Annotated in this window: 28 protein-coding genes; 11 read left to right on the top strand and 17 right to left on the bottom strand. The window is 71.5% G+C overall.

What is annotated here, in order from left to right; genetic code table 11:
- Window positions 1-50: 50 nt before the first annotated feature.
- Window positions 51-1,340, bottom strand: a complete 1,290-nt coding sequence (locus ACIRO3_RS05415) for a barstar family protein (RefSeq protein WP_404132711.1) — start codon at window positions 1,338-1,340, stop codon at window positions 51-53.
- A gap of 210 nt (window positions 1,341-1,550) precedes the next feature.
- Here ACIRO3_RS05415 and ACIRO3_RS05410 point away from each other — a divergent pair, with 210 nt between their 5' ends.
- Complete coding sequence (locus ACIRO3_RS05410; protein WP_404132709.1) at window positions 1,551-2,555, top strand: hypothetical protein; 1,005 nt, start codon at window positions 1,551-1,553, stop codon at window positions 2,553-2,555.
- A gap of 19 nt (window positions 2,556-2,574) precedes the next feature.
- On the opposite strand, the gene ACIRO3_RS05405 is transcribed toward ACIRO3_RS05410, so the two are convergent.
- Both ACIRO3_RS05405 and ACIRO3_RS05400 read right to left on the bottom strand, forming a co-directional pair.
- Window positions 2,575-3,111, bottom strand: coding sequence for a DUF1990 family protein (locus ACIRO3_RS05405; protein ID WP_404132706.1), 537 nt, complete (start codon window positions 3,109-3,111; stop codon window positions 2,575-2,577).
- Window positions 3,108-3,947, bottom strand: a complete 840-nt coding sequence (locus ACIRO3_RS05400; protein WP_404132703.1) for a YndJ family protein — start codon at window positions 3,945-3,947, stop codon at window positions 3,108-3,110. The genes ACIRO3_RS05405 and ACIRO3_RS05400 overlap by 4 nt, the downstream gene beginning before the upstream one ends.
- A gap of 362 nt (window positions 3,948-4,309) precedes the next feature.
- Here ACIRO3_RS05400 and ACIRO3_RS05395 point away from each other — a divergent pair, with 362 nt between their 5' ends.
- Complete coding sequence (locus ACIRO3_RS05395; protein ID WP_404132700.1) at window positions 4,310-7,000, top strand: hypothetical protein; 2,691 nt, start codon at window positions 4,310-4,312, stop codon at window positions 6,998-7,000.
- A 146-nt stretch (window positions 7,001-7,146) separates the two neighbouring features.
- Window positions 7,147-7,497: a hypothetical protein gene (locus ACIRO3_RS05390; protein ID WP_361974826.1), complete on the top strand. Its 351-nt coding sequence runs from the start codon at window positions 7,147-7,149 to the stop codon at window positions 7,495-7,497.
- A 39-nt stretch (window positions 7,498-7,536) separates the two neighbouring features.
- Here the strand turns inward: ACIRO3_RS05390 and ACIRO3_RS05385 are convergent, their stop codons facing one another.
- Window positions 7,537-8,334, bottom strand: a complete 798-nt coding sequence (locus ACIRO3_RS05385; protein WP_404132697.1) for a hypothetical protein — start codon at window positions 8,332-8,334, stop codon at window positions 7,537-7,539.
- 307 nt (window positions 8,335-8,641) lie between these two features.
- Between ACIRO3_RS05385 and ACIRO3_RS05380 the strand changes: the two genes are divergently transcribed.
- The 5 genes from ACIRO3_RS05380 (at window position 8,642) to ACIRO3_RS05360 (ending at window position 12,807) form a co-directional block, all read left to right on the top strand.
- Complete coding sequence (locus ACIRO3_RS05380; RefSeq protein WP_404132695.1) at window positions 8,642-10,324, top strand: SpoIIE family protein phosphatase; 1,683 nt, start codon at window positions 8,642-8,644, stop codon at window positions 10,322-10,324.
- 126 nt (window positions 10,325-10,450) lie between these two features.
- On the top strand, window positions 10,451-10,855 hold the full coding sequence (locus ACIRO3_RS05375; protein ID WP_404132693.1) for an STAS domain-containing protein: 405 nt from the start codon (window positions 10,451-10,453) through the stop codon (window positions 10,853-10,855).
- A gap of 142 nt (window positions 10,856-10,997) precedes the next feature.
- Complete coding sequence (locus tag ACIRO3_RS05370) at window positions 10,998-11,717, top strand: intradiol ring-cleavage dioxygenase (protein ID WP_404132691.1); 720 nt, start codon at window positions 10,998-11,000, stop codon at window positions 11,715-11,717.
- A gap of 168 nt (window positions 11,718-11,885) precedes the next feature.
- Window positions 11,886-12,260, top strand: coding sequence for a hypothetical protein (locus ACIRO3_RS05365; RefSeq protein WP_267829128.1), 375 nt, complete (start codon window positions 11,886-11,888; stop codon window positions 12,258-12,260).
- Between the two features lie 172 nt (window positions 12,261-12,432).
- Window positions 12,433-12,807 carry a metalloregulator ArsR/SmtB family transcription factor gene (locus ACIRO3_RS05360; RefSeq protein WP_365997214.1) on the top strand — a complete coding sequence of 125 codons (375 nt, stop codon included), beginning with the start codon at window positions 12,433-12,435 and terminating at the stop codon, window positions 12,805-12,807.
- Window positions 12,808-12,946: 139 nt separating this feature from the next.
- Here the strand turns inward: ACIRO3_RS05360 and ACIRO3_RS05355 are convergent, their stop codons facing one another.
- From ACIRO3_RS05355 to ACIRO3_RS05330, 6 genes are all read right to left on the bottom strand, one after another.
- A complete protein-coding gene (locus ACIRO3_RS05355; RefSeq protein WP_404132687.1) occupies window positions 12,947-14,833 on the bottom strand; it encodes an ATP-binding cassette domain-containing protein in 1,887 nt (628 codons plus the stop codon).
- 326 nt (window positions 14,834-15,159) lie between these two features.
- On the bottom strand, window positions 15,160-15,561 hold the full coding sequence (locus ACIRO3_RS05350; protein WP_404132684.1) for a DUF1330 domain-containing protein: 402 nt from the start codon (window positions 15,559-15,561) through the stop codon (window positions 15,160-15,162).
- Between the two features lie 302 nt (window positions 15,562-15,863).
- A complete protein-coding gene (locus ACIRO3_RS05345) occupies window positions 15,864-16,082 on the bottom strand; it encodes a hypothetical protein (protein ID WP_404132681.1) in 219 nt (72 codons plus the stop codon).
- A gap of 213 nt (window positions 16,083-16,295) precedes the next feature.
- Window positions 16,296-16,550, bottom strand: coding sequence for a hypothetical protein (locus ACIRO3_RS05340; RefSeq protein WP_404132679.1), 255 nt, complete (start codon window positions 16,548-16,550; stop codon window positions 16,296-16,298).
- Window positions 16,551-16,761: 211 nt separating this feature from the next.
- Window positions 16,762-17,187, bottom strand: a complete 426-nt coding sequence (locus ACIRO3_RS05335; RefSeq protein WP_404132676.1) for an SRPBCC family protein — start codon at window positions 17,185-17,187, stop codon at window positions 16,762-16,764.
- Between the two features lie 143 nt (window positions 17,188-17,330).
- Window positions 17,331-17,918, bottom strand: a complete 588-nt coding sequence (locus ACIRO3_RS05330) for a DM13 domain-containing protein (RefSeq protein ID WP_404132673.1) — start codon at window positions 17,916-17,918, stop codon at window positions 17,331-17,333.
- A 244-nt stretch (window positions 17,919-18,162) separates the two neighbouring features.
- Here ACIRO3_RS05330 and ACIRO3_RS05325 point away from each other — a divergent pair, with 244 nt between their 5' ends.
- Window positions 18,163-18,852: a GNAT family N-acetyltransferase gene (locus ACIRO3_RS05325; RefSeq protein WP_404132671.1), complete on the top strand. Its 690-nt coding sequence runs from the start codon at window positions 18,163-18,165 to the stop codon at window positions 18,850-18,852.
- A 122-nt stretch (window positions 18,853-18,974) separates the two neighbouring features.
- Here ACIRO3_RS05325 and ACIRO3_RS05320 read toward each other — a convergent pair whose 3' ends face one another.
- Complete coding sequence (locus ACIRO3_RS05320; RefSeq protein ID WP_404132669.1) at window positions 18,975-19,298, bottom strand: hypothetical protein; 324 nt, start codon at window positions 19,296-19,298, stop codon at window positions 18,975-18,977.
- Window positions 19,299-19,499: 201 nt separating this feature from the next.
- Between ACIRO3_RS05320 and ACIRO3_RS05315 the strand changes: the two genes are divergently transcribed.
- On the top strand, window positions 19,500-19,682 hold the full coding sequence (locus ACIRO3_RS05315) for a helix-turn-helix domain-containing protein (RefSeq protein WP_404132667.1): 183 nt from the start codon (window positions 19,500-19,502) through the stop codon (window positions 19,680-19,682).
- A 177-nt stretch (window positions 19,683-19,859) separates the two neighbouring features.
- Entirely contained in the window at window positions 19,860-20,228 is a 369-nt protein-coding gene (locus tag ACIRO3_RS05310) for a PRC-barrel domain-containing protein (protein ID WP_404132664.1), read from the top strand.
- 123 nt (window positions 20,229-20,351) lie between these two features.
- Here ACIRO3_RS05310 and ACIRO3_RS05305 read toward each other — a convergent pair whose 3' ends face one another.
- The 6 genes from ACIRO3_RS05305 to ACIRO3_RS05280 form a co-directional block, all read right to left on the bottom strand.
- Complete coding sequence (locus ACIRO3_RS05305; RefSeq protein WP_404132662.1) at window positions 20,352-22,451, bottom strand: xanthine dehydrogenase family protein molybdopterin-binding subunit; 2,100 nt, start codon at window positions 22,449-22,451, stop codon at window positions 20,352-20,354.
- 32 nt (window positions 22,452-22,483) lie between these two features.
- The gene (locus tag ACIRO3_RS05300; protein WP_404132659.1) at window positions 22,484-23,503 is read right to left on the bottom strand and encodes an FAD binding domain-containing protein; all 1,020 of its coding nucleotides are present in this window, start codon (window positions 23,501-23,503) and stop codon (window positions 22,484-22,486) included.
- Window positions 23,500-24,276: a 2Fe-2S iron-sulfur cluster-binding protein gene (locus ACIRO3_RS05295; RefSeq protein WP_404132655.1), complete on the bottom strand. Its 777-nt coding sequence runs from the start codon at window positions 24,274-24,276 to the stop codon at window positions 23,500-23,502. The genes ACIRO3_RS05300 and ACIRO3_RS05295 overlap by 4 nt, the downstream gene beginning before the upstream one ends.
- A gap of 38 nt (window positions 24,277-24,314) precedes the next feature.
- Window positions 24,315-24,779 carry a hypothetical protein gene (locus ACIRO3_RS05290; RefSeq protein WP_404132652.1) on the bottom strand — a complete coding sequence of 155 codons (465 nt, stop codon included), beginning with the start codon at window positions 24,777-24,779 and terminating at the stop codon, window positions 24,315-24,317.
- 166 nt (window positions 24,780-24,945) lie between these two features.
- Complete coding sequence (gene ppk2, locus ACIRO3_RS05285; protein ID WP_404132649.1) at window positions 24,946-25,857, bottom strand: polyphosphate kinase 2; 912 nt, start codon at window positions 25,855-25,857, stop codon at window positions 24,946-24,948.
- 249 nt (window positions 25,858-26,106) lie between these two features.
- The gene (locus ACIRO3_RS05280) at window positions 26,107-26,988 is read right to left on the bottom strand and encodes a geranyl diphosphate 2-C-methyltransferase (RefSeq protein WP_404132646.1); all 882 of its coding nucleotides are present in this window, start codon (window positions 26,986-26,988) and stop codon (window positions 26,107-26,109) included.
- Window position 26,989: the final 1 nt, after the last annotated feature.

Genomic DNA, 26,989 nt, shown 5'->3' with positions numbered 1-26,989 from the left:
CCTGACGGCGGAAGCGGGAACCGCCGGTGGCACCACAGGCACGGGCTCCCTCACGGCGAGGGGGCCCGTGCCGTCGTCGTGGGCGAAACCGACAGGGCCTGGCGGAGTTCGACGCTCACGCCGAAGGCCCGCAGGCGATCGACGACCTCCTCGGCGTACGACACGCCGGCCACCGACCCGTGCCCCGCCAAGGCGTCGCGCGACGCCGAGAAGTGGTGCCACACCAGGGTGAAGGGCGGGATGGCGCCGTACCCGCCGGACAGGCAGTCGAACAGCGAGTTCCAGCACCTGCCGTAGTAGCCTCCGGGGCCGTTGACGGCCTCCCCGAGTGCGCAGTACAGAGCGGACGGGCCGGTCACGAGCCTGCCGTCGAAGTGGTGGCGGCCGCCCTGCCGGTCGGGGCCCGCGCTCTTGTGCGTGAGCCAGAGCCATTCGCGCAACGACTCCTCCGGGAAGCGCGTCCACCGGTGGGGTTCGGTGGGCCGCCCCTCACGCCAGAGCGTCCACACGGCCTCCAGGGCCGGCGGGGGCTTGTCGTCGACCCGTCCGGCGACCTCGATGTCCAGGAGGCCGGAGCCGAGGACGGAAGGCTTCACTCCGATGACCCGCAGGCGGGCGTGGCGGCTCGCCATCACCCGGCCCGTCCGGTCGATCGCGAGGATGTCCGTCGGCGTGGGGCGGTCGTCCCCGGCCAGGAGCGGCGCATCGGGATCGACACCGAGGAGCCGGAGCAGGGCCTGCTCCGGCGCCTTCCGGGAGTCGAAGAGCTGCGGCGCCGCCACACACGAGCCGTAGGAAGCGGACTCGAAAGGACCGGAGCCGAGGGGGTCATCGCCCAGGGCGCCGGAGAGCTCGAATCCGAACTGCGCGCGCAATGCGTCCGGCGGGGTACCGAAGGACCAGTCGGGCGTGTGGACCGCCGCCTCCACGGCGATGTCGACGCGTGAGGGGTCCTCCCGGCAGGTCCGGTGACCCACGACGAGAGCGTCGGACAGGCCGTAGGCCCAGCCGTCCATCCTCTCGCCCTGGTAGGTCACCTCGATCCGCAGGTCACCGAGCCGGCCGTCGCCGTCGCCCTCGCCGTCGACGGCGGCGCGGGGCCGGTTCAAAGGCGTGCACGAGAAGAGCATCAGCTTCTCCCGGGGCACGGCGGGAGGCGGCAGTTCGCTGAACAACCCTTCCACCTCGGCGCACTTCGCCGACATCGTGTACCCGTGGGCGTAGGGGAGGTCCCGTTCCTCCTCCCCGTGGTCCCGCTCCTCTGTCAGGACGTAGCGGAGGGGTACGCCGCCCTCCCGGTACCACCGCTCGTGCCAGGGATTGTGATGGGAGTTGCTCATTCCGGCCATCCAACAGCAAGGGGCCCGGCGTCTCACCTGATTTCCGCGTTCCCCGTGCCTGGGGGCGGGGGGCAGCGGAAAGGCGCGTGGGCTCCGCTCCGGCCGTACCATGGACGAGTGCAGCCGAAAAGCCCCGGTTGCCCCGGATGTCGTCTTCCTGGCCGCGCCTGTTGGCCGCGTGCGCCCACGCACGAACACCTAGGACGATCGATGACGACGAAACGAACGGCTGACCGGCGCGCACGTGACGGAATCCCCGCGATCGCCACCGCCGCCACCGTCGTCGCGTGCCTGCTGGCAGGGAGCGCGGTGATGTCCGGGAGCGCCGTGGCCGCCGCCGACGGAACCTGCGCGACCTCCCTGCCGGACAGCTTCTGGCGTGCGCCCGTGGACAAGCTTCCCGTGCACCCGAACTCCGCGCGGTACGTGTCCTCGATCGGCGCCGACGAACCCCTGCACCCCGACTTCGGGTCGGGGCTCGTCGACGGCCAACCCATCGGCATCCCCATCACCGTCACGGACACGAAGCTGCCGGAGACGAAGGTGACCCTGGACTACGCCGACGAGAGCGACAAGTCCGGGTACCGGATCCCGGAGAACGCCAAGATCGAGAACGGCCCGGCGAGCGACGGGGACCGTCACGTCGTCGTATGGGACCGCGACCTGTGCAAGTCCTACGAACTCTGGAACGCGAAGCAGCAGGGCGCCAATGCCTGGCACGCCGGCGGGGGAGCGGTCTTCGACCTGACGAGCAACAGGCTCCGACCCGACGGGTGGACGTCCGCCGACGCCGCGGGCCTCGCCATCCTCCCCGGCCTCGCGCGCCAGGAGGAGGCGGCCACCGGGCACATCGACCACGCGATCCGTGTCACCGTGCCGCGATCGGACCAGAGCCACGTCTGGCCCGCGCGGCACCACGCGGGCGCCGCGGCGGACACGTCACTGCCGCCCATGGGGTTGCGGCTGCGGCTGAAGAGCTCGGTGGACACCTCGAAGATGGGCCCGCAGGCCAAGGCCGTGGCCGAGGCGCTCAAGACGTACGGCGCCATCGTCGCGGACAACGGCTCGCCCTGGTTCATCACCGGTGAGGAGAACGCCGGTTGGAGCAACTCCGACCTCGACGCGCTCAAGGCCGTCAAGGGATCGGACTTCGAGGCGGTCGACGCGTCGGGGCTTCAGCGGTCCCCGGACTCGGGAGCCGCGGCGACCAAATGAGGAGTTCACCGCCCCGGCGTCAGCCGGCCCGGACCAGCTTGCGCAGCGTGTGCCCCAGCAGTCGGGCGTAGGCGCGTTGCAGGACCGGTACCGCCGGGCCCGCGAGGCGGGTGTACCAGCAGCCGGGCCGGCTGAAGGCGGTCACGGTGAACCACACGGCGCCGTCGGCGTCCATGTCCACGACGAAGGACTCCTCGCCGCACTCCGGGTGCCCCTCCAGCGTCCCGTACGCGAAACCGATGCGGTCGGGCTCGTACGCCGTCCAGATCACCTGACACGGAGCGGTGACGCGCAGCGGTCCGATACCGATGCCGACCTCCACCCGGCGGCCGGCACGCAGGGGGCCCTCCTGCGTCGTGGCGACGCGCATCCCCGAGGCGCGGTGCGCCCGGAGGGTGGTGACCGCAGCCCCGGCCGTCGCCAGGTCGGGCCGGCCGTGCCCGATCCGGACGCGGTACTCCAGGTGGTTGTACCCGGCGGGCAGCGGGTGACGGGCCGTGGCGCCCGCCTCGGGGTAGTTGACGGTGTCGCGGGCGGCGCTGAAGAGGCGGGTCATGGGGTCTTCTCCGTCAGGTCGGGGCCCAGCCGGTGCCAGGCGAGCATCGAGCAGAGGGCGAATCCGAGGGCGTTTCCGAGGCCGTGGGTGGCGGCCATCCACGTGAGGGTGGGATGAGCGATGCCGGTGGCCTCGCCGAGGGCCCACCACAGGGCGAGCAGCATGGTGGCCACCAGGACGGCGGCCGAGGTCGACAGCAGTGCGCCGGTGACGCGTCCGCCGGCCCGTGGACGGATCTCCCGCCAGGTCAGCAGGGCCACCGTCCACATCCCGCCGGTCAGGACCACGGCGCCCACCAGCTCGGCCCAGTCGTCGACGAAGTAGCCGAGGAGCACGAGGAGCGTGCCCGCGGGGACGCTGTACGCCGCCGCGCGCGAGAGGCCGCCGGCGGAGCGAGGAGCGGCCCGGCACACCAGCCCGGCGACCAGGGCGGCGACGAATCCGGCGAAGTGGAAGTGCGGAACGGTCAGCGCCAGGATGTCGAGGTCGAAGCCGAAGAGGCGGTGTCCGCCACGTTCGGCGACCAGGGCCGTCCCGGCCACCGAGGGCGCGACGAGCGCGGTCAGCACGGCGATCTCGGGTGGGGCGAGGGAACGGGTCCGCAGCAACCGGGCCGGGGCCCGCGCCGCGAGGGCCAGGGTGGCGGACGCGTAGAGTCCGGCGAGCACCATGGCGAGGGCGCCGCGCGGGAGCCACAGGCAGAGAGCCCCGGGGGCGGCGAGGAGCGGCCACGGCCGGGCGAGGCCGCGCAGTGCGACCGGATCGATCAGGCGCAGCCCCGCGGGAACGATTCCCAGCATGCCCAGGGTGACGATCAGATTCACCAGCACCGTCATCGCGGACCCCCTCCGATTGCGCCGCACGCGCAGAGCCACCTCGCGCTTGAACGCGTTCAACTCACAACCGTGACCCTACGGGGTTCGTTGAACATGTTCAAGACCGTCGGGTCGGGGCCGGGGTCCGCTCAGGGGCCGCAGGCCCCCGGCCCGTCCCGCCGGCCCCCGGGCAACCCACGCGTTTCCCGGCGGGACAGTGCCTCGCGCCGCTAACGTGGCGGAACTCACTGCCGTCGGGGGGCGGGCGGTCGGCCACGATCGCCAGGGCAGGTTCTCTCCTGGCCGCGTTCTGTCTCGCGGCGGTGTGTCCGCAGGATGGCGGGCGACGCCGCCTGTCGCCTCGACGCGCGCAGAGGAGCAGTGTGCAACGGCCGCTTCCGCAGGGGATCGAGTACCTGATCGAGCAGTTCGACACGTTCGCCGCCGACCGGGGCGAAAGCCGCCGGTTACCCGTGGTCCTGCTGAAACGGGATCCCGGCGCCCCCGGCTCCGTGCAGGAATCCACGGCGCGCACGGTGATCCTGGGCTACCGGGACCGCCTGTACGAACGGGACCTGGACCGCACCGTCGACCTCGTCCCGCACGCACTCCTCGAAGACGGCGACGCCACCGCGCCCGAGACACCGTTCGGCGAGCTGCCCGGCGCCGAGACGGAGCAACACGTCGCCCTGCTCGACGCCTTCGTCGACCAGTTGGAGAACTCGATGCCCCACGACGCGGGGGAACTCCGGCTTCCGCGTTTCCACACCTGCCGCGCCGTCCTGGACGTTTCCGTCGGCGCCGGGTCGGCGGCCGGCAAACGACGCCGGCTGCGCGACGAGCTCTACACCCAACTCCTCTCCAGACGACCGCTCCTGGGCACCCTGGCCAGGGTCGCCGGCGCCACCGGCGGCAGCTTCCTGGTGAACATCTGGCTCTCCCTCTTCCAACTCCTCGTCGTCGGACTGCCCCGCCGCCTCTACGGGCTGTGGCTCAGCAGACGCCGTTCCCTGCGCTGGGTCGGCTCCCGCAGACCCAAGGGCGCGAACTTCCTGCGGATGGCGCTGACCATCACCCGGTCCGGCACCTCGCGCCACAACCACGCACTGATCCAGCGCATGCTGCTCATGGCCCTGCTCAACGACCTGTCCCGCGCCGCCAAGCCCTCCCGCCTCTGGATCTACCGCAGCCGCCGGCGCTGGCCCTTCGTCCTGCTCCTCCCGGAGGTCGGCGAGGAGGGCACGCCCGTACGCGAACTGCTCGACACCTACGCGGACATCGTCCGGACCGAACCGCCCGCGCCGCTCATGGTGCTGGGAGCCCTGGCCGGCGGAGCGCCGTCGTACGCGCAGACGGTACCCGCCGACCCCCGCAGCGTCACCGGTCTCGCCGACCGCGTCCACGCCCTCTACACCCGGCGCTCCGCGTCGGCGGTCCACCTCGTCCCGCTGTCCGCGAGCGACGACGACGGGCCGGCCGACCGCTGGCTGGAGACGAACCCGAAGGTGGAGGTACGGGCGAACGGTCGGGGTGACTACGCACGCGCCGTGGCCGCCCCCGTCCTGGTGCTCGCCCTCGTGGCCGCGGGACTCTTCGTGCTCACGAACACGACCCCGTCGCCGCCCTCCTGCCACCAGGTGGGCTCGGGGGAGATCGTCGGTGTCACCGACGGAAGCGAGTGCCACCTGGGCATCGCGGGACGCGACGACGAGCTCCTGTCCCTGGAGACCGTCGCCGCGCGGCAGAACGAGGACGCGGCGCGAAGCGGACGCCCGTACCGCACCGTGGTGTTCTTCGCTCCGCTCACGGCGGAGCCCGGCGACTCGACGCCGGTGAGCATCCAGAGCCTGCGGGGCGCCCTCACCGCCCAGAACCAGGTGAACAGCCGCGAGGGCGACGTCGTCCAGATCCGACTGCTGATCGCCAACTCCGGAAAGTACTTCGCCTACGGATCGCAGAACACCCAGGGCCCGGACATCGCGCAGGAGATCGTCAAGAGGAAGGACCGGGACAAGATCGCGGCCGTCGTGGGCATCACGCAGAGCCGGCCCGCCTCGTTCGCGGCGGTCGCGGAACTCTCCGCCGCCGGCATCCCCGTCATCGGCAACTCGGTCACCGGCAGCAAGATGGTGGACGAACGGGCCCCCGCCTACTACTTCCAGGTGTCGCCCTCGGACGACCGCATCGCCGAGGTCATGGCCGAGTTCGCCTCGTACTCCGAGCAGATCGGCGAGCTGGCGACGGCCAAGGACGGCAAACGGACGGCCGTGGTGGTCTACGACCCCGAGGACGAGTTCTTCAGTTCCGACCTCCAGACCAAGTTCACCCGCTTCTACACGGGCGGCAGCGTGGTGACCGTCCCCTACTACGAGCACCGCAACGGGCAGATCGTCTCGGAAGTGGCCCGCGACATCTGCGCGGAGGTCCGCGCCACGGGCGGATTCATCGTCTACGCGGGCCGCTCGGGCGAGATGCCGGGACTCTTCGACGCGCTCCAGGGCACCGCCGACTGCCGCAAGGCCGACGGCAAACAGGTCGCCGTCCTCTCCGAGAGCACGGCCGCCAAATACCTCCAGGACCCGGAGGACATGCTCAGGAAGCATTCCGTACTGAGGCCCTACTACGTGATGTTCAACAACTCCAACGGCAAGGAGAGTGCCGACAGCCCCTACTCGGAGTTCACCTCCCGCTTCCGGAACGTCTTCAAGGACGGATCGGTCCCGGAAGGAAACGCCGCCGGTGCCTACGACGCCCTCCGCGTCGCCTCGGAGGTCATCAACTCGGTCTACGCCCAGTACAAGACGGTCGAGAACAGCAGCGCGCCGTTCCAACCGACGGACGTGTACGCCCGGCTCTCCAATCCGGGAGTGCAGAACTTCTCGGGTGCCTCCGGCCTCCTCTCCCTGGACAGCCGCCACAAGCACCCCCCCAACAAGGCCGTCTACGTGCTCGAGTCACACCTCGACAAGAGCGTGACCACATGGATGGCCTGCGGCCTGCTGCCCGACCAACCGCCGGGACTGAACAATCCCGCCACCTGGGGGAGGCCCGGCAAGACACGCCCCTGCCCGTGACCGCCCCGCCGCCGGGCGCGCACCGGGCGGCCCCCCCCAGGTCAGGAGGGAGGTCCGGGCTGCGGGATAGTGATCACCGGCGCGAGCGCTCCCGCTCACGCCGTACCTGCGGCACGACACCCAGGACGACCGAGATGGAGCCTCCGATGGACGTACGTCACTTCGAGCGGATCACCGCATTCATCGAGGCGCGGCTCACCCCGCTCTTCGCCGCGGAGACGGGCAGCGACAACGGCTTCGCCATGGACGACACCTCCCGCGCCCTGCGCGCGCTGCGCAACGCGGCACTGGAGGCATCCGTGGCCAAGAACCTCATCGGACAGCGGGAAGCGGCGGACCCGACGGTACGCCGCGTCATCGACCAGGCGGTCGAGCACCACTGGGACGTGCTGCGTGGCATCGCCCGCCAGTGGGAGGACCACGCCGACTTCGCGCGCGAGTTCAAGCGCCACGCCTGGGAGCTGGACGAGGCCCCCGCGGCAGCCACCGCCCCGTAGCCGTCCGCCCTGACGACGTCGACCTGCGCCGGTCCCCGCTCAGAGCGCGAGGACCGGCCGGGTGGAGAAGTCCTCGCAGAGGTCTTCCCCTTCCGGCCCGTACACGAAATCGGCCATGAAAGGGTTCCGGTTGGCGGTGGCCAGGGGAAGCCAGGCCGGCATGCGACCGTAGCCGCCGCACACCGACTCGCCGCCGTCGCCCCCGTGGACGTCGGCGACGTCGCTCGTCAGCTCCGCGCGGTAGGTGTCGTAGGCGATGCGCAGCCCGAAGGCGCTCGGTTGGTTGTGTGGGCCGGTGTCGTCCCCGTAGGGGATGCGGTCGAGGGGAGCTTCGTTCCCCCACCGGAAGAGGGTGTCGGCCCCGGCGCCACAGGCGTGTTCCCACTCGTCGGGGCTCGGCATGCGCAGGCCGCGGGCCGCGAGAACGGCCGGCATGTGGGCAGGGGGTTCCGTCAGGTCCTCATCCTCCACGGCCATGAGCAGGGTGGCCACCCGAACCGTCCGGCGGGGACTGAGCACCCGCGCGAGGTGGCTCCGCAGATCTGCTCCGTGGCCGTAGCCCTGTTCCAGGCTCTCGGCGTAGTCGGCGGCCTGCGCCGGCGTCGGCCGCCAGGTGTCGAGATCGAAGCCGAGGGACACCGACCCGCCCGGTATGAGGGCGAATTCCTGCCCGTTCCACTCGATCCGGACGCGGTGGAGCGGGGCGCCGAGGTGCACCGTGCTCTCCACGAGCGTCACCCGGCCGCCCACGAGGGCGGCGGCCTCCCGGGCCAGGCGGCGAGCGGTGGGCAGGTCGTAGGACCGCCATGCGCGGAGAGTGAGATCAGCGAGCGACATGGCCGCAGTGTGGCATGTGGGGCTGACGGCGAACCGCGCTCACGGGCCCGTTCCGCGCATGCCGCGGGAGTGTGCGCGGGCGCACGGGCCGGCCGGTCCGACGAGGGCCCCTCCCGGACACTTGACGACTGTTCCGTGCAGGATTCGATGGCATTGCGCGAGGAGGTGAACGGGGGCGATCCCCCGAACGGGCGGCGTTCGGGCGCGGGTTGCCGTGGTGCTCGCGGCTGCGGGATGCTTGCCTCAAGGCAAGCATTTTTCGTCGAGTGGGAAGGTGGTGAGGTTCGCCGCAGGCGGGCCCCCCTTCATGGCCTCTACCGAGGGAATCTCCGTCACGAGGACTCAACGTCGCCCCCGGCCCGACCTCTGGGAGCTGGCGCCCTGTCCCGTGATCGTGGCCGACGAGGCCGGTACCGTCGTGGAGGCGAACCCCGCGGCCACCCTCCTGCTGGCGGGCGCGCTGCCCGGGGCGCGCATGCCGGACGTGGTCCCCGCCTGGCTGGCGAGGGGCCACGAGGAAGCGGTCGCGCACACCCGACTGCCGGCCCGGGGCTCCCCTGATCCGGGGAGCCTCCCCTCCGTTTCGGGGCGGATCTCGGCGCAGAGCTACGCGGCCCACGCGACCCGGGGCCGGGACGAACTCGTGGTGTGGTGGCTCGTCGACGACACGGACCGACGACGGGCCGAGGAGGCGCTCGCCACGGAACGGGAGCGCACCAGGTTCCTCGCGGAGGCCTCCAACATCCTGCTCGCCTCGCTCAACTCCGACCGGTGCATGCTGGCCACCGCGCGGTTGGCCGCCCAGTACCTCGCGGACGTGGCGATCGTGGTCACCCCGACGTCCGGCCGCAAACTGCCCCTCGCCCATGCCGTCGCGGGCCAGGACGTCACCCGCACCCTGATCGCGGCGGATCCGGCACAGGTCCCCGGGCTCAGCGAGGCGCTGCAAGGGTTCCCGCCGGCGCCCTCGCGCTGGATCGATCCCGCGACCCTGCCCGACTGGATCCTCCCGTCCGGCTTCACCGGGCCGATCCGGTCGGTCGTCGTCACCCCGCTGCCCGGCCACGGCGTGCCCGCCGGAGCGATGGTGCTGCTCCGCGGCACGGACCGCTCCGAGTTCAGCGAGAACGAGGAGGTGTTCGCCCGACTGTTCGCCGCCCGGGCCGGCGCCGCCCTGTCCGCCTCCCGGCTCTACAGCGAGCAGAGCGCCATAACCCGGACCCTGATGCGCGACCTGCTGCCTCCCCGGCTGCGCCGGCTCCACGGGGTGGAGTTCGCGGGCGGCTACCGGCCCGCCGACGCCAGTGAACGGGTGGGAGGCGACTTCTACGACATCCACCCCGGCAGCACTGACACCGAAGCCTCACTGGTGGTCCTCGGCGACGTGTGCGGCAAGGGCCTGGACGCCGCCATCCTGACGGGAAAGATCCGCAACACGCTGCAGGCGCTGACACCCATGGCCGAAGACCACGAGCGGATGCTCCAGCTCCTCAACGGCGCACTCCTCACGTCCCACCACGCCCGCTTCGCGACCATGGTGTTGGCCTCGGTCCAGCGGACCGAGAACCAGGTGCGACTGCGGCTCACCTCCGCCGGCCACCCCAGCCCGCTGGTGCTCCATACGGACGGCGGCGTCGAGGAGGTTCCCACCCACGGCACCCTGATCGGAGCCCTCGACACCATCGAGGCCCACACCGTCGAGGTCATGCTGGACCCTGGCGAGACCTGCCTGCTCTACACCGACGGGTTCACCGAGGCCCGCGGAGGGCCGCTGGGCGACGAACTGTTCGGCGAGGAACGCCTGAAGCGAGCCCTGTCGCACTGCACGGACATGCCTGCCGAGGCCGTCGTCGAACGCGTCCAGATGCTCGCGTCCCAATGGCTGCGCAACGGTGCCCACGACGACATGGCCGTCGTCGCGATCACCGCACCCCTGACCACCCACCTGAGCGCGGTGAACGGTCACACCCGGGGTAGGTACACAGCGTGATCGCCACACGGAAGACACCACAGCCGGACATCGGCGCCCGCACAGCCCACCGCCCACCCGCCCGCTCCCTCCACCCGGCCCGCACGGCGCACCGGGACCGGCAGGCACACTCCCCGGAGCAGCCGCATGAACCCCCCGCCCCCCTCCTCCTTGAGCCTCACCGTCGAAGCCGGGTCGGGTACCGCACGTCTCCACCTCGCCGGTGACCTGGACTACGACACCAGCGACGAACTGGCACGAGGTGCCGAACAGTCCCTCGACGCCCACCCGCACCCGACCGACCTGCACCTCGACTGCGCGGGGTTGCAGTTCTGCGATTCGACGGGGATCGCCACCCTCCTGATGATCCACCGGAAGACCACCACCGGCGCCGTACGGCTCCACCTGGACAACGCACCCCCCTTCCTGGAACGCATGCTGCACCTCACCGGCATCCGCCACCTCTTCCCCGAGCACCACTCACCGCGGCAGGCCGAGCAGGCACACCCCGGTGCCTCGTCCGCCGGTCCCCGGTACCGGGATCGTCCGTAGGGGTGCGTCACCCGCAAGGCGGAGTCCCCACGAGGGCCGGTGCAGCGTACGGGTGGCACTTCGAGTGAGGCTGGGGCAGCGGAGGCCCGCGGTGGGGGAGGGTGGAACCGTCCACGACGCCGTAACTCCCCGGGGGTGCCCCATGGCCGAAACCGATCCGTCCTCGACGAGCCGTCGCGCGGTCCTGCTGGCCGCCGGATCGGCCGGCGTCGCGGCCCTCGCCTCGGGCTGTGCGGGCAGCACGACCAAGGCCGGTCCCCCCGACCGGGTCGACGCCGTACCGGTCACCGTGTCGGCGGGCACCGCGACCGCGCCGACGGCCGCACCCGCCTGCGTCCTGTCGCCGGAGTCCGGCGAAGGCCCCTACTACGTCCCCGACGCGCAGGTCCGCCCGGACATCGTGGAGGACCGAGGTGGCGTGCCGCTGCGCCTTGACCTGACCGTGGTGCGCGCCGCGCGGGGATGCCGGCCCCTGGCCGGCGTCGCCGTGGACGTCTGGCAGGCGGACGCCCTCGGTAAGTACTCGGCCGACGGCGCCACGTTCCTGCGCGGCACCCAGCTCACCGACGCCTCCGGCAAGGTGTCCTTCCGGACGATCGTGCCCGGCTGGTACGCCCACATCGCCCCGCACGTCCACGTCAAGGTGCACCCCGACGCACGCACCGAGGCCGCCACCCAACTGTTCCTGCCGGAGGACCTGTTGCGCCAGGTGTACCGGCGCGAGCCGTACTCCCGCCGCAAGGCCCCGGCCCACCCCAACACCCGTGACGACCGCTTCGCGGCGAAGGGGAAGCTCCTGACGCTCAGCCCGGTCGCCGACGGGGCCGGCTACCGGGCCTCGTTCACCCTCGGCGTGCGGTGAACCACACGCCGGGCTGAGGGGGAAAACGCGCCAAACGCTCTGTTCCGCTCCCGTCGCCGCGCACGATCACTAGCGTGGTGAGCGCAAACAGCCCGGTCCCGCGGTGGGCAGCCACGCGGGTGCCGGGCGTCGACGCATCGACGAAGAGCAGTGAGGAAGAGGGCGACGATGGCGAATGTGGAAGTCTCCTTGAAGGAGACGATGACCTCGATCGAGGGCGCGCTGGGTGTCGCGCTGGTCGACTACACCAGCGGCATGGCACTGGGAACCCTCGGCGGGGGCAAGGACCTCGACCTGTTGGTCGCCGCCGCCGGGAACACGGACGTGATCCGGGCGAAGAACCGGACCATGGAGATGCTGGGTTTACAGGACGACATCGAGGACCTGCTCATCACCCTCGGCAGCCAGTACCACCTGATCAGGCTGCTCAAGGGCCGCGGGACCACCGGTCTGTTCCTGTACGTGGTCCTGGACAAGCGCAACTCCAACCTGGCCATGGCCCGCCACCAGCTCAAGCGCATCGAGGAAGCGCTGGAGCTCTAGACACCGATGCCCAGGGGCCCACGCATGCCCACGAGTTGAAGAAGTCTTCAACTCGGCACATCCGAAACTGTTCATACGCGGCACGCGTGGGCCCGCCGGGCGGAAGGCTGGAGAGCGGCGGGCGCCCCGCCGACGCCCCCATGTCCCCTCGACGGCAGGAGCACTCGTGGGAATGCAGGTCCCCCTCTACCAGGCGAAGGCCGAGTTCTTCCGGATGCTCGGGCACCCCGTCCGCATCCGTGTCCTCGAACTCCTGCAGAGCGGACCGATGCCCGTACGCGAACTCCTGGCCGAGATCGACATAGAGGCTTCCAACCTCTCCCAACAACTGGGCGTACTGCGCCGCTCGGGCATCGTCGTCTCCATGCGCGACGGTTCGACCGTCAGCTACGCCCTGGCCGGCGGTGACGTCGCCGAACTCCTCCGCGCGGCTCGCCGCATCCTGACCGAGCTGCTGGTCGGCCAGAGCGAACTCCTCGCCGAACTGAGGGAGTCGGTACCCGAGCCCAGCCGAGCGGGAGCGGTCGCGGACCCCGGCCGCCACTGACCGGCCGGGGCGGTGTGGTCGCAGCCCGCGCCGACGAGGGCACCGCCCGTGCTCCGTCCACCACGTCGCCGTGGACGGCTCGGAACACGAGTGGTGTCAGGCCCCCGGCGAGGTGAACCCGAAGCGACAGCCCACGAGGTCAGCGGTCCTGGGAGAGCGCGTACAACTCGTGGAACCGGCCCCCCTCCAGGTTCGCGAGCTCGTCGAACGAACCCTGTTCGACGATCCGACCGCCGTCCAGGACGACGATGCGGTCGGCCAGTCGGCAGTTCTCCAGCCGGTGCGTGACGATCACGGTGATCCGGTCCTGCTTCATCTCCCGCAGACCGGAGAACACCATGTGCTCCCCACGCGGATCCATCGCGCTCGTCGGCTCGTCCATGACCAACAGACCCGGCTTCCGGTGGAACGCCCGCCCGCACGCCAGACGTTGCCACTGGCCGCCGGAGGGCTCGTGCCCGCCCCAGAACGAGCGGGCCAGGAGAGTGTCCAGACCGTTCGGGAATGCCTCTACGGCCGACCGCATGCCCACGGCGTCCAAGGCGTCCCAGACGGCCTGCTCACCGCGCGGATCAGGCCGGCCGAGCGTGATGTTCTCGCGTGCGGAGAACGGCCAGTGCCCGTACGACTGGGTGACGAGGCCGACGTGTCGCCAGGCGCTGCGCTGATCGGCGTCGGAGGTCGGGACGCCGTCCCAGGCGACGGTGCCGGAGGTCGGCGCCGTCAGCGAGGTCAACAGGCGGATCAGGGTGGACTTCCCCGCGCCGTTCTCCCCGATGACGGCGACGACCTCGCCCCGCGAGAGGGTGAGGGAGATCGGCCCGAGCGCCGGAGCGTCCTTGCCGGGGTAGGTGTAACCGGCCTCCTCCAGCCGGATCTTCTCCGGCGCGGCCTCCATCACCTGCGGGCCGCGCGGCCCCGACTTCTCGGCGGCCTCCTCGACGAAGGCGGTGTAGTCGCCGAGGTACAGCGCGTGCTGGAACATGGCCGCCCCGTAGACGACGAGCTGCGAAAGGGCCGCGGTCGAGGTCCGCATGGCGACGATCGCCGTACCGGCGGCCGCGATGGCCATGTACCCGCCGACGACGAGCCCGGCCAGTGCCCCGTACGTCGCCACCACGAAGACACCCGAGGCGGTGGCGGCGATCAAATGGACGACGAGGTAACGGGGCGCCGAGCCGACCATCTTGGAATCGATGCGCTCACAGACGGCCGCGTACCAGTGGTGCGCGTACGGCCGCATGCTGTTGCCGCGCAGCTCGTCGGCGAGCTTCGGGGTGGTCAGGTGCCAGCGCATCATGTGCTTGATGTTGCGGGAGGCGATCGTCTGGTTGTGGAGCCGGTAGTCGAGGCGGGCGGCATACACCGATCCGAGCCCGCGGGGCACCACCGACAGCAGGAGCAGCGGCAGCAGGACGGGATGGACCACGGCGAGCACCGACGCCACGGCGATCATGTCGATGAGGCCACCGGTGAACCCGAGGGCATCCTGGAGGAGCATGGCGGAGCGGGCGGATCCGGTCTCGGCGGCCTCGGACCTCTCGGTGAAGTCGGGGGCGTCGTAGGCGGCGAGCTCGACGTCCATGTGGGCGTCGACCATGGCGAGGTCGGCGAGGGTGGCCATACCGGGGTTGAGGCGACGGGCCGCGCTGCCGGAGGCGAGGGAGGCCAGCGCGCCGAGCGCGGTCATCGCCGCGGCGATGACCAGCGGCCAGAGGGCCGCCGCGATCCGATCCTGGACGCCGTCGCCGGCCAGGAGCGGCACCATCGCCCGGGAGACCGCCGCCAGGGCTGCCGCCGTGCAGATCCCGCCCAGGACCTGGGCGGCGACCAACACGTGGAAGGCGGTGCGGTTGACGGCGAGGGCGAGCCGTGCGGTCTGTCGCAGGGCGGCGGGAACACGGCGGGCCATCTGCCCGAGCGTCAGCGACTCCATGGTCTCGTTGTGCCGGCCCCAGGTGTACTTGAACTCCGGAGGGGCCGGTGGCGCGGCGGTCTTCACTGTCTCGGCCTGCTGCTCGGGCATCTCGATTCCCCTTCAACCAGGTTGACTCGGAGGCCGGTTCGCCCGCGTCCGCGCAGGGGACACCGGACCGCAGGCGCGGTGTGCGCAGCGGCGGTCGCGGGGTCGCGGGATCGCGGGGGAACTGGAGGGAGTGAGTAGAGCGCAGGCCGGCGGCGGGAGCAGCGGGATCTGGCCGACCTCGTGGCGACGGCCCCCTTGGCGTGGCAGCTGATCGTGTTCGGGTGCCGTCGGGCTCCCGGGCGCGGACACGGGAGAGGTTGGCCGGAATCGGCGGGTGCGGGGGTCGCGTCGTCGGAAATCGCTTGCGGCCCCGAAGAGGCCACGTGCTACGGGCGCCCCGCTCGGCCTGCTTCTGTGCGCACGGCGTCTGTGTGCACGGCGTCTGTGCGCACTGCTTCTGTTCGCACTGCACGAGCGCGCTCGGCCGGGTCGTAGTTCGGGCCGACGCCCTCGATCAGCAGCACGTCGCCTTCGATGTGATCGGTCCGCAAGCGCAGGATGGCCCGGTAGGCGGGGGAGTCGTACCAGGCGCGGGCTTCGGCCAGGCCGGGGAACTCGATCAGCACCATGCTGCCGGGCCACGTCCCCTCCACGACGTCGACCGGCGGACCGTGGATGACGAAGCGGCCGGCGAAGGGGTCGAGGGTCGCCTGGATGCGCTCCAGGTACTCGATGATGTCGGAGTGGTTCCGGCGGCTGCGGAGATGAGCGAAGCCGTAAGCGGGCACCGCGGGGCTCCTTCGTTCCGGGGGCGTGAGCGACGACCAGAACGTAGCCGGGGTGGTCGGGCGGCGCGATTACCTCACGGGTAATTGCCGCTGCCGGGCTTCCGCGAACGTGGCGAGGGCCAGACCGGGCCCCACAGGCCTAGGCCGTCTCTTTCGGATCTTGCCGGGGCCGCGGCGCCCGGTACCGCCCCTGGCGGCGTTGTCGGGGTACCCGAGTACGTCCAGTACACGGGTCCCCTCCGCCTTGCCAGGCACGGCACCGGACACCGCGACCGCGACCGACACGATCCGAAAGAGACGACCTAGCGTGCGCCCCATTCCGCGGGGCCGCCCCCTTGCCAATCGACGAGGCCCGCGCCGTAGGGCGCGACCTCGTCCGGGTCGAGTCCGGCCCGGCGCAGGAATTCGAGGACATCGGCGGGGCCGAGGGCGGTGCCGAGGATCTTCCCGTCGACCAGGACCCGGCGTCCGCCGTGCTCGTCGGGCGGGTCCACGATCACGCGCAGTCCGTCTGTAGCCATGTGTCCAGAGTGCGGGGGAGCGCCCACGCCGGCACGCCGGGAGCCCGACCCGGTCGGCAGGCTGAGGTGACGGCGTGACGGCGTGACGGCGTGACGGCGTGCGGGCCGGCGCGGGGAGCGGGTCCTGCCGACAGTGACCGTGGAGTCACCCACGGTGCGCGGTGACGCGTCGGGGGCCCCGCCATGGGCGGGGCCCCCGGGAAGCCATGAGCGTCAGTGACCGGAACCGAAGCCGGTGAAGTGCCCGAACTCGGCGTGCTCGCGCTCGGCCTCGACCGCACACGAGTGGGTGAAGACCGGGCCGAACTGCGCCGGAATCGCCGCGGCCGAGGAGCAGTCGGACTGGAAACGCGACGCGCCTCCGGAGAAGTACTCTCCTTCGACGCCCGCGCCGTCCGCCAGGGCGGCCCCGGCGCCACCCAGCAGGATTCCGGCGGCGAGAACGGTCGCGGTCAGAGCGGAACGCATGCGCATGATGACTCCCATGGATCTCGGAACGACGCGTCACGAGGGGTGCCGCGTCCGACCCGAGAACGCTCGAAGTGCCCTACAGGCAATGGCAGATCACCCCAATGGCCCGGCGCCCGACCTGAAGTATCGGTACTGCTCTACTCCGGACGGGCCCATTCGAGGCACGGCCCGGCACCTGCCGGATCTGCCCGCGGACGCGTGCGACCCGTCAGGTTCGGGCCCGTTGCTCGGCCATCCGCTGGAACTCGCCCAGGTCGTAGTTGGCCAAGGTCGAGTCGAGGTTGGTGAGGGCGCCCAAGTGCTCCACGAATCCCTTGGGGTCGTACTCGATCTGAAGCGTCACCCGGCTCTCCGTCTCACTGAGCCGGTGGAAGGTGACCACACCCGCGTGGTGGACCCCCTCGGTCGTACGCCAGGCGATGCGCTCCTGCGGAATCACCTCGGTGAGTTCCGCCACGAAGCTCTTGTCGGCGCCCGGCAGGGACACCTGCCAGACGAACGTCCGCGAGTCGACGCGTTCGACGTGCTTGACGTGGCTGAGGAACGAAGGCCACCGCTCGACGTCCTTCCAGAGCGCCCAACTCACCGAGACAGGTGCCTTGATGTCGACAGCTTCGAGCAATGAAGACGCCATCAGTCTCTTCTCCTCCGTGCGTTGCGGCTGGTCTTCCTTCCGTTACCCGGAGGAGCGGGTTTCACCGCGGAAGGCGCGCTTGGCGTGCAGCGCGGCGCGTGTGTGGGCGTGTGCGTGTGCGTGTGGGCGGGTGGCGAGGGCGGTCAGGCGCCGGCCAGTTCGGCCGCACCGAACGAGACGTCGAAGCGGTCGCACCAGATGGTGACGCTGCTGTAGTCGGAGAGGTTCAGCTCGGCGGGGACCGCGTAGTTCTGGTCGCCCTTGTTGCCCTTGAGCTTGCCCAGGCTGACGAACTTGCCGTCGTCGAACACGCGCCAGCCGGCCGTCCCCTCCTTGACCGGGGCGTCGGTCAGCCAGACCCGCAGGTCGGGGCCGTTGCTGGTGTCGAGGTTCTCCAGGCGCAGCGTACGGGAGCCGTCGGGGAGGCGGATGAGCCGCGCCGTGCCCGTGGTGGTGTGCTCGTGGCTGATCAGCGAGCCCTGGGCGAGGATCTGTGGACCGACACCGACACCGACACCGACACCGGTACCGGCACCGGAACCTGCGGCGCCACCGGCACCGGAGGTCGGGGCGGCGGAGTTCGTGGGGCCCGCCGTCGGGAGCGCCTCGCTGACGGTCTCGTTCTGCCAGAGCTTCCACGGCTGGAGCCAGTACAGCCCGATCCCCAACACGGCCCCGGCCACGATCAGTGCCCCGGCGATCAACCGTCCGCGCCGCTTCCTGTCTCCCACTGCCGCTCCCTCGTCGTGATCACGTTGATCCGTCCCACCGCATTCAATGCGATGAACGACCCGCGCGGCGGGTCCCTCGTGATGACGAATTCCTTACGTGCTCGGGCGAGGCCCTGATCGTCGGCCGTCGGCTGACCCGTCGGCGGACCCGGGACCCCCGGTCGTGGGGCCGTCCGGCAGGCGTGTCCGGCGTGTCCGTCGAAGCGCGGCGGGGTGCCCCAGCCGCACTGCCTACCGTGGCCCCATGAACGTACGTACAGTGCTGCCGTCCGCCGGGTACGGGATCCGGTGCGCGCGCCCCGCCGAATCGGGCGCGGTAGCCGCGCTCCTGGCCAGGTCCTTCGCCGACGACCCGGTGATGGCCTGGATGTTCCCCGAACCCTCCCACCGGGCGCGCGGGACCTCCCGGTTCTTCAAGCTGATCTCGCGGCAGCAGCGCCCGCGCGCCGGCGCCGTCCGGGTGGCCGCGACGCGCGGGGGAGACCTGTTGGCGGCCGCACTGTGGTCGGGTCCGGGCCGCTGGCAGCCCTCCGCGGCGCGGGAACTGGTGGCCCTTCCCGGCTACGCGCGCGCGTTCGGCGTACGCGGGTTGCGGCGGGCGGCCGAGGTGGAGAACACCCTGCACGAAAGCCACCCCGAAGGGCCCCACTGGTACCTGCCCACCTTGGGAACCGACCCGGCGTTCCAGGGAACGGGAGTCGGTTCCGCCCTCGTGCGCGAGCAGTTGGCCCACTGCGACCGCCTCGGCGAACCGGCCTACCTGGAGTCCAGCAAGGCCTCGAACGTTCCCTTCTACGAGCGGTTCGGCTTTCGCGTCACCGGCGAGATCCAGCTGCCGGGAGGAGGGCCGACCCTCTGGCTGATGTGGCGGGTACCCGGCTCCGGAGGCGGTCACGAGCCTGCCGAACCCGCGCCCGTGCCGCCCGAGGGCTGAGCCCGCCCCGTTCCGCGACGCGGGCCGTTCCCGCACGGGGGCCGGGGTCCCGTGGTGCGGAGGAGCATGGAGACCAGCGCGGCCCCGGCGCAGGCGGCGCCCAGGGCGAACCACACCGGGTCCTAGCTGCCGAAGGCGTCCCGGACGACACCGCCGAGAAGGGCGGCGAGGGCGGCCCCGATCTGGTGGGCCGTGTTGATCCAGCCGAAGACGATGGCGCTGTCCTCGCCGTGGAAGGACCGGCACAGGGCGACGACGGGAGGCACGGTGGCGAGGTCGAGAATGCCGAGGGCGACGACGAAGACCATCATGGTCGCGTTGACCGTGGCGGCCCTGATGAGGGGAAGCAGCAGGAGCAGGACGCCGCGCAGGGCGAAGTAGGCGGCCGGCAGGCGGCACGAGTCCACGCGGTCGGTGAGCCGGCCGGAACCGATGGCGCCCACCACGTTGAAGACGCCGATGAGGGCGAGCAGGGTCGACGCGGTCGTGACGACGGCCGCCGCCCGGGCCTACGCCCTCGGTCACCTGGGGGAACCCCTGGCTCCGCGGGACCTGGCCCGGGAGGCGTCGATGAGTGTGCGGACACTGAGCCGGCGCTTCCAGGTGGAGACGGGCGTGACCCCGCTGCGCCGGCTGACCGAGCAGCGGTGCCGCACGCACGGCGCCTGCCGGCGCGGACCGACGAGCCGGTGGACCGGATCGCCTCCGGCTCCGGCTTCGGGACCGGTACGGCGCTGCGCCGGCACTTCAGGGAGGCCCTGGGCGTGTCACCGCGCGCCTACCGCAATACGTTCCGCGGAGTTCCGGGAGACCGACTGAGCGCCGACTGAGTCTCTGGCCGCGCTTGTGTGACGGCTGCGCCGGACGGCCGGCCCGCGTCAAGGCAGGCCGGACGGAGGTCAGCCGAACGAGCGGTGCCCCCACCCGTGTGGACCGGATCTTCGAGGGCAGGCGGCTTCTCGGCGGACGTGTCCGTCGCCACCGACGAGTGTGAAGGAGTTGTTCTCATGTCCGACAACGTGTGGGGTTACCGCGAGACGTCCGGCCGACAGACCGGTGCCGATCTGACGGGCTACAAGGTCGAGGCCGCGGACGGTTCCATCGGCAAGGTGGACAAGCACTCCGACGAGGTCGGTTCCTCGTACCTCGTGGTCGACACCGGTCCGTGGATCTTCGGCAAGGAGGTCCTGCTGCCGGCCGGGACCATCAGCCGGATCGACGTGGAGGAGCGGAAGATCCACGTCGACAGGACCAAGGAGCAGATCAAGAACGCACCCGAGTTCGACCGGGACAGGCACCTCGGCGACGCGGGCTACAACGCGGAGCTGGGCACGTACTACGGCACCGGTGCCCCGTTCGGCGGTCGCCCCGCCTGAACCGGTCCGTCCCGCACGGTGTGGGGGGTGTCCACCCCGGAGGGTGGACACCCCCCACCCGTGTTTCAACGGGCGGCGGGGCGGGTGGCGTGTCCGCCGCGACCGCCCCGCGTCCCTCCGGTCTCACTCGCTTCGGTCGAGTGCCGCCAGTACGCGGTCCGGCGTCAAGGGAAGTTCGCGCAGGCGCCGACCCGTGGCGTGACTGACGGCGTTGCCGATAGCCGCCGCGGTCCCGACGATCCCGATCTCGCCGATGCCCTTGCTGCCCATCGGATTGAGGTGCTTGTCGTGTTCGTCGATCCAGTGCGCCTCCAGGATCGGCACGTCGGCGTGCGCCGGCACGTGGTAGCCGGCCAGGTCGTTCTCGGTGAAGTCGCCGAAGGTCGCGTCCATGGTGCTGTGTTCCGTCAGCGCCATGCCGATCCCCATGACCATGCCGCCCTTGAACTGGGAACGCGCGGTGCGCGGGTTGAGGATGTGCCCCGCGGCGAAGACACCCAGCAGGCGGCTCACCCGGACCTCCCCGGTGACCGCGTCGACCCGTACCTCGGCGAAGTGCGCGCCGAAGGCGTGCCGGGCGTACGGGGACTTCTGCTTGGCCGACTGGGTGGTGTCCGCCGACGCGGACAACCCCTCGTCCGGCAGCGGGCCCCGGTGGCGTTCCAGGCGCGCGGTCAGGGCGGCGCAGGCGTCGTGCACGGCCCACCCCCAGGAGGCGGTGCCCGAGGATCCGCCGGCGAGCGGACCGGCGGGCAGGCCGGTGTGCCCGATGGCGATCGACACGGCGTCGAGCGGTACCCGCAGGGCGTCGGCGGCCACCTGGGCCAGCACGGTGCGCGCGCCCGTTCCGATGTCGGTGGCGTTGACCTCGACGAGGTAACCGCCTTCGGGGAGGGCGTGCACACGGGCGCTCGAGGGCGCGACGAGCACGGGATAGGTGGCCGCGGCCACCCCGGACCCTACGAGGAACGCCCCGTCCCGGTGCGGAGCGCCGCGCCCCGCCCAGCCGAACCGCTCCGCGCCCTCGCGCAGGCACTCCACCAGGTGGCGGCTGCTGAAGGGGCGACCGCTGTCGGGCTCGGTGGAGGGCTCGTTGCGCAGGCGCAGCTCCACCGGGTCGATGCCGAGCGCGTCGGCCAGTTCGTCCATCGCCGATTCCAGCGCGTACATGCCCGGAGCCTCCCCGGGGGCCCGCATCCAGGACGGGGTGGGCACGTCCAGGGCGACGGCGCGGTGAGTGGTGCGGATGTCGGGTACGGCGTACATGACACGGGCCGGCACGGCCGCCTGCTCGACGAACTCGCGGACGCGGGAGGTGTGCGTGGTGACCTCGTGCGTCAGCGCGGTGAGGGTCCCGTCCGCGCGGGCGCCCAGCCGGATCCGGTGCAGGGTCGGCGCGCGGTGACCGACCGTCGCGGGCAGTTGTCCACGCGGAAGGGAGAGTTTGACGGGCCGCTCGCAGTGGCGCGCGGCCATCGCCGCCAGCACCACGTGCGGTCGCGGGGTGCCCTTGGAGCCGAACCCCCCACCCACGTGCTCGGAGACGACGGTGACGTCCCCCTCGGGCAGCTTGAACAGGCCGGCCAGCGCCTCCCGTACCGCGCCGCCCCCCTGACTGGAGTCGTACACGGTCAGGTGCCCGCTCTCCGCGTCCCAGTCGGCGGTCGCGGCGTGCGGTTCCATCGGGTGGTTGTGCAACGGCGACACCGCGTAGGCGCAGTCGACCTGTACGGGTGCCGCCGACAGCGCCGCGTCCGGGTCGCCCTGCTCACGGTGGGCGGGGTGGCCGCCGTTGGCCTCCTCGGGGGTGTAGGCGTCGGGATGGTCGACGGTGAGGGTGACGTCGTGCGGCTCCGTCTCGTAGGTGACCCGGACCGCTGACGCGGCGGCCCGCGCGGCCTCCAGCGTCTCGGCGATCGCGACGGCCACGTACCAGCCGCGGTGGGGGACCCGGAAGTCTTGGAGCAGCTGGAGGGTCGGGTCGTCCGAGGGACCCAGGCGCGGCGCGTTGTACGGGGACAGCACGCCGATCACGCCGGGCAGGGCCGTGGCGGCCGTGTCGTCGACGGCGGTGACGCGGCCGCGGGCGACGGTGGCGGGCACGGGCCACGCGTACGCACAGCGGGGCGGTGTGTGCTCGGCGGCGTAGCGGGCGGCTCCCGTGAGCTTCTCACGCCCCTCCCGCCGGGGGGCGGGGCTGCCGAGGGCGGTGGTGGGGCGCATGGCGGCTCCCTCTCCTGATCGGTGCGGGCGGGTCACGATGTTCGGGGGACGGGAGGCTGTGCCCCGGCTGAACGGATCAGGCCGCCGAGCACGTCGCAGGCGAGGCGGTGGGCGAGAGGCACCTTGAACGCGTTGTCGCGCAGGGGCCGGGCCCGGGCCAGCTCGGCTTCGACGGCCTCCCGCACCGCGTCGTCGGTGGGCTCGGCGCCGATCAGCCGCTCCTCGGCGGTCGTGGCGCGCCAAGGCCGGTGGGCGAGCCCCCCGAAGGCGAGCGCGACGTGCCGGACACGGCCGTCGTCGAGCTCGAGCACGGCGGCCACCGAGGCCAGCGCGAAGGCGTACGAGGCCCGGTCCCGGGCCTTGCGGTAGAGCGAGACGGCGCCGGGGGACGCGGGCGGCAGCACCACGGCGGTGATGATCTCCCCCGGCCGGATGACGGTGTCCCGCTCGGGCTCCTCGCCGGGCAGCCGGTGGAACTCCGTCGCGGGCACCCTCCGAGTGCCCTGCTCGCCCCCGTACAGCTCGATCTCGGCGTCGAGGGCGGCGAGGGCCACCGCCATGTCGGAGGGGTGCGTGGCGATGCACTGCTCCGAATGGCCCAGTACGGCGTGGTCGCGGTGGACGCCGTCGCGGGCGCCGCAGCCGGTGCCGGGCTCGCGCTTGTTGCAGGGCTTGGACACGTCCTGGAAGTACGGGCACCGGGTGCGCTGGAGCAGGTTCCCGCCGGTGGTGGCGACATTGCGCAACTGCCCCGACGCGCCGGCGAGCAGGGCCTGGGACAGCGCGGGGTAGCGCGACCGTACGAGGGGATGCGCGGCCAGCTCGCTGTTGGGTACGAGGGCTCCCACGCGGAGCGCCCCCGCGGGTTGCTCCTCGACCTCGTGGAGGGGCAACCGCGTGAGGTCGATCAGGGTGCCCGGGGTCTCGACATCGTGCTTCATGAGGTCGACGAGGTTGGTGCCGCCACCGAGGTAGCGGGAGCCGGGGTGGCGGGCGTGGGCGTCCGCGGCTTCCTGGAGGCTGGTGGCCCGTACGTAGGCGAAGGGCTTCACACGATCACGTCCGGACGCGAGGTGGTGCTCGGGGCGGGGCTCCCGGCCGGGTCGGCGTCCTTGTTCGGGCCGGGGCCGGATGCGGGGCCCTTCGCCGGGGCGGAGCGGGCGCCGACCTCCGAGACGGCGTCGACGATCCCGTTGTAGGCCCCGCAGCGGCAGAGGTTGCCGCTGAGCCGTTCCCGAACCTCTTCGGGAGTGAGGACGACAGGGCCGGTCGCCGCCGCAGCGGGCTCGGTGACGTGCGAGGGATGACCGGCCGCGGCTTCCCGGAGCATCCCGAGCGCGGAGCACAGCTGGCCGGGGGTGCAGTAGCCGCACTGGAAGGCGTCGTGCTCCAGGAATGCCTCCTGGAGCGGGTGAAGCGAGCCGTCGTCGTCGGCGAGACCCTCGACGGTGGTGACCTCGGCCCCGTCCTGGGCCACGGCGAACAGCAGACAACTGTTGGCGCGCCGGCCGTCCACGAGGACGGTGCACGCGCCGCACTGGCCGTGGTCGCAGCCCTTCTTCGACCCGGTCAGATCGAGCCGCTCGCGCAGGGCGTCGAGGAGGGTGACGCGGTGGTCCACGTCGAGGACGTGATCCGAACCGTTGACGCGCAGCGCGATGCGCGAGTGATGCGCATCGACCGGCCGCGCATCGGCCGGATGGGTACCGGTCGCCGGGATGCCGGAAGCGACTTGGTGCGGGGGGTTGGTTCCGTGCGCAGCCACGACTGCCCTCCATGTCCGTTTACGGGGGGTACATCCCGTCGACTTCCCAGCCTCGGCCATCCCACACGTCCCGGCATCCCCGACGACCCGGCATCCGCTCAGTCGGTATCCGCGCTCTTGGGCCCCGGGGTGTGGGCCGGATGGCCCGTGGTGCGGCGCCGCGCCTTCAGCTGGGCTTCGAAGAGGTGGTCCCGACCCCCGGCGAGATCGCGCACGATCTGCTGTTCGAGTTCGGCGAAGGGGCGGTGGTACGTCGCGTTGTAGGCCTCGATGATCTGGAAGGTCCAGTGGCCGGGGATGACGTTGCGCCCGAGGATCTCGCGTCGGACCGCTTCGGCTTCCCGGTGATGGCCCGCGCGATGCAGAAGCCGGACCGCGTCGTCGAGTTCGAAGTCGGCCGTTCCGGTGAGCTGGTGGAATCCGTAGAGGTGGCCGCGGGCTCGCTCCGTGGTCTCCAGCGCCTTGGACAGGGCTCCCAGCGCCTCCACCGTCTCGTCGCTCACTCCGCTCGGGCGCTCGTTGCCCGAGTCGGCGCCGGTTCGGTCGTCATCGTGTCGGTTCATCCCAGGCGGTCCTTCGCGTCGGCGGCGGTGCGCGCGCAGACGTGCGGCTCCGCCTCTCTCTTCCTGCCGACAGTAGGCACGCACGACGCTCCACGCCGTTCACGACATGCGAGGACGCCGAGTCCCGCGGTCGGCAGGGTCTTCCGCCCGAACGGGCGGTCCGGCTTCAATCGTCCGGGTGCTCGCCCCTTCGGCCACCCGGATGGGAAAGCGGGGTCGGCGAGAGGTCGGTGTCCTCCTCGCCCGGTTCCAGCAGGGTTCCCGCCGCACCCACGATGAGCGGATCGGCCTCGCCGATCGCGTCCTGGTCCCGGCTGTCGTAGTCGAACCGCGAGAGCAGGCTCCGCATGGCCTCGATCCTGCCGCGCCGCTTGTCGTTGCTCTTCACCACGGTCCACGGCGCGTGAGTGGTGTCGGTGGCCCGGAACATGTCGACCTTCGCGGCCGTGTAGTCGTGCCACCGGTCCAGCGACTGGAGATCGACGGGGGAGAGCTTCCACTGGCGCACGGGGTCGACCTGGCGGATCGCGAACCGGGTGTGCTGCTCGGCGCGGGAGACCGAGAACCAGAACTTGACCAACAGCAGCCCGTCCTCCACCAGCATCCGCTCGAAGTCGGGACACTGGCGGAGGAACAGCTGGTACTGCTCCTTCTCGCAGAATCCCATGACCCGCTCGACGCCGGCCCGGTTGTACCAGGACCGGTCGAAGAACACGATCTCCCCGGCCGCGGGGAGATGTGCGACGTAGCGTTGGAAGTACCACTGGCTCGCCTCGGTCTCGGTGGGCGTGCCCAGAGCGACCACGCGCGCACCCCGGGGGTTGAGGCGCTCGGTGAACCGCTTGATCGTGCCGCCCTTGCCCGCCGCGTCCCGGCCCTCGCAGACCACCACCAGCCGTTGGCCGCTCTCGCGAACCCAACGCTGCAACTTCAGCATCTCGATCTGCAGCACCCGCTTGCGCCGCTCGTACTCCGCCCGACCGATCTTGTGGTCGTACGGGTAGTTCTCCCGCCACGTCTCGATCGGGTTCCCGGCGCCGTCGAGCAGCACCGGCTGCTCCGGCCTGCTCGTGTCCACGGTCAAACCCCGCAGCAGCCGCGGCGTCCCCTCGGTCCTGTCCTCCGTATGCTCCACACCCAGCCAGTGCCCATTTCTCGGACATCCACCCCGTTCGCGGAACCTCAACCCGCGCGGCCCCCAACCCGTGCGGCCGCGCAGGTCGTGGCCCCCGACCGGCAAGGGTGCGTCTGCACGCGTCGCGGCCCGGGGACGCGGCCGGGCCCGTGGGTGACGGGCCCGACCGGTCACTTCCGTCCCGCGCCGGCCTCAGACGCGGTCGGCCGCGATCAGGAGGTACTGGAAGGAGCCGTCCTTGTAGGAGTTGATGAACGCCTCCTCGATGCCGGTGACCAGGGAGGAAGTCGCCCGTGCCTCCCAGTACGGCAGGGTCGCGGCCGTCAGGTCGATGACGGCCTGCGGCACGAGTCGGTTGTCGGCCATCGCGCGCATGTACTCGCGGCGGGAGTGGATGTTGCACTCGAAGTGCGCGTTGATCTGCGACACCCACTTCGAGGGCTGGCCGTAACGGGGGTTCCAGCACCCGGTGATCGTCACGTACCGGCCGCCGACGCCGAGCACACGTGCGTGTTCCGCGAAGAGGTCGTGGAGGTCGACGTACATGCTCGACTCGTTGTTCCACGAGGCCGCGGCCCGACCCGTCTCGAAGGGCATGTCGAGCATGTTGCAGACGCGGGCCTGGACCGAGTTCTCCATGCCCAGCTCTCGGGCGCGCCGGTTCGCGAACTCGGCCTGCTTCGCCGACAGGGTGACGCCCTCGACATCACACCCGAACCGCTGGTGGGCCATGACCATCGAGCCGCCGCGACCACAGCCGGCGTCCACGAGCGTGTCCGTGTTCCCGATGGGACCGAGGTGGTCGAGGAGGACCTCGGTCTGTGCGGACTCCAAGCGGTGGAGTTCGGCGATCAACCTCTTCTCGTACTCGCCGTCGGCGGTGTCTCCGAGGGCCGCGTGGTCGACGTCCCCGATGCCGTAGTGGTGGTGGTAGAGCCCGTCCACATCGCCGAGACGCAGGTTCACCGGCCGGGCCTCGTGGTCCCAGTAGCGGGCGATGTCACCCTGATAGGGCGTCGCCGGGCCGGGAACGAACGCGGAAGCGGGGGCGATGCTGAGATCGGTGCTGGTCACA

Origin of the sequence: Streptomyces sp. NPDC102278 (genome assembly GCF_044766345.1) — a bacterium.
Lineage (GTDB): Bacteria > Actinomycetota > Actinomycetes > Streptomycetales > Streptomycetaceae > Streptomyces.
Note: the sequence above shows the minus strand (reverse complement) of the source record. Positions and strands in the feature narration are given on the sequence as shown.

Coding starts and splice junctions, on each gene's coding strand:
- ACIRO3_RS05415 (WP_404132711.1), bottom strand. CDS start 1,340: ATGAGCAACTCCCATCACAATCCCTGGCACGAGCGGTGGTACCGGGAG.
- ACIRO3_RS05410 (WP_404132709.1), top strand. CDS start 1,551: ATGACGACGAAACGAACGGCTGACCGGCGCGCACGTGACGGAATCCCC.
- ACIRO3_RS05405 (WP_404132706.1), bottom strand. CDS start 3,111: ATGACCCGCCTCTTCAGCGCCGCCCGCGACACCGTCAACTACCCCGAG.
- ACIRO3_RS05400 (WP_404132703.1), bottom strand. CDS start 3,947: ATGACGGTGCTGGTGAATCTGATCGTCACCCTGGGCATGCTGGGAATC.
- ACIRO3_RS05390 (WP_361974826.1), top strand. CDS start 7,147: ATGGACGTACGTCACTTCGAGCGGATCACCGCATTCATCGAGGCGCGG.
- ACIRO3_RS05385 (WP_404132697.1), bottom strand. CDS start 8,334: ATGTCGCTCGCTGATCTCACTCTCCGCGCATGGCGGTCCTACGACCTG.
- ACIRO3_RS05380 (WP_404132695.1), top strand. CDS start 8,642: ATGGCCTCTACCGAGGGAATCTCCGTCACGAGGACTCAACGTCGCCCC.
- ACIRO3_RS05375 (WP_404132693.1), top strand. CDS start 10,451: ATGAACCCCCCGCCCCCCTCCTCCTTGAGCCTCACCGTCGAAGCCGGG.
- ACIRO3_RS05370 (WP_404132691.1), top strand. CDS start 10,998: ATGGCCGAAACCGATCCGTCCTCGACGAGCCGTCGCGCGGTCCTGCTG.
- ACIRO3_RS05365 (WP_267829128.1), top strand. CDS start 11,886: ATGGCGAATGTGGAAGTCTCCTTGAAGGAGACGATGACCTCGATCGAG.
- ACIRO3_RS05360 (WP_365997214.1), top strand. CDS start 12,433: ATGCAGGTCCCCCTCTACCAGGCGAAGGCCGAGTTCTTCCGGATGCTC.
- ACIRO3_RS05355 (WP_404132687.1), bottom strand. CDS start 14,833: ATGCCCGAGCAGCAGGCCGAGACAGTGAAGACCGCCGCGCCACCGGCC.
- ACIRO3_RS05345 (WP_404132681.1), bottom strand. CDS start 16,082: ATGGCTACAGACGGACTGCGCGTGATCGTGGACCCGCCCGACGAGCAC.
- ACIRO3_RS05340 (WP_404132679.1), bottom strand. CDS start 16,550: ATGCGTTCCGCTCTGACCGCGACCGTTCTCGCCGCCGGAATCCTGCTG.
- ACIRO3_RS05335 (WP_404132676.1), bottom strand. CDS start 17,187: ATGGCGTCTTCATTGCTCGAAGCTGTCGACATCAAGGCACCTGTCTCG.
- ACIRO3_RS05325 (WP_404132671.1), top strand. CDS start 18,163: ATGAACGTACGTACAGTGCTGCCGTCCGCCGGGTACGGGATCCGGTGC.
- ACIRO3_RS05310 (WP_404132664.1), top strand. CDS start 19,860: ATGTCCGACAACGTGTGGGGTTACCGCGAGACGTCCGGCCGACAGACC.
- ACIRO3_RS05305 (WP_404132662.1), bottom strand. CDS start 22,451: ATGCGCCCCACCACCGCCCTCGGCAGCCCCGCCCCCCGGCGGGAGGGG.
- ACIRO3_RS05295 (WP_404132655.1), bottom strand. CDS start 24,276: ATGGCCGAGGCTGGGAAGTCGACGGGATGTACCCCCCGTAAACGGACA.
- ACIRO3_RS05290 (WP_404132652.1), bottom strand. CDS start 24,779: ATGAACCGACACGATGACGACCGAACCGGCGCCGACTCGGGCAACGAG.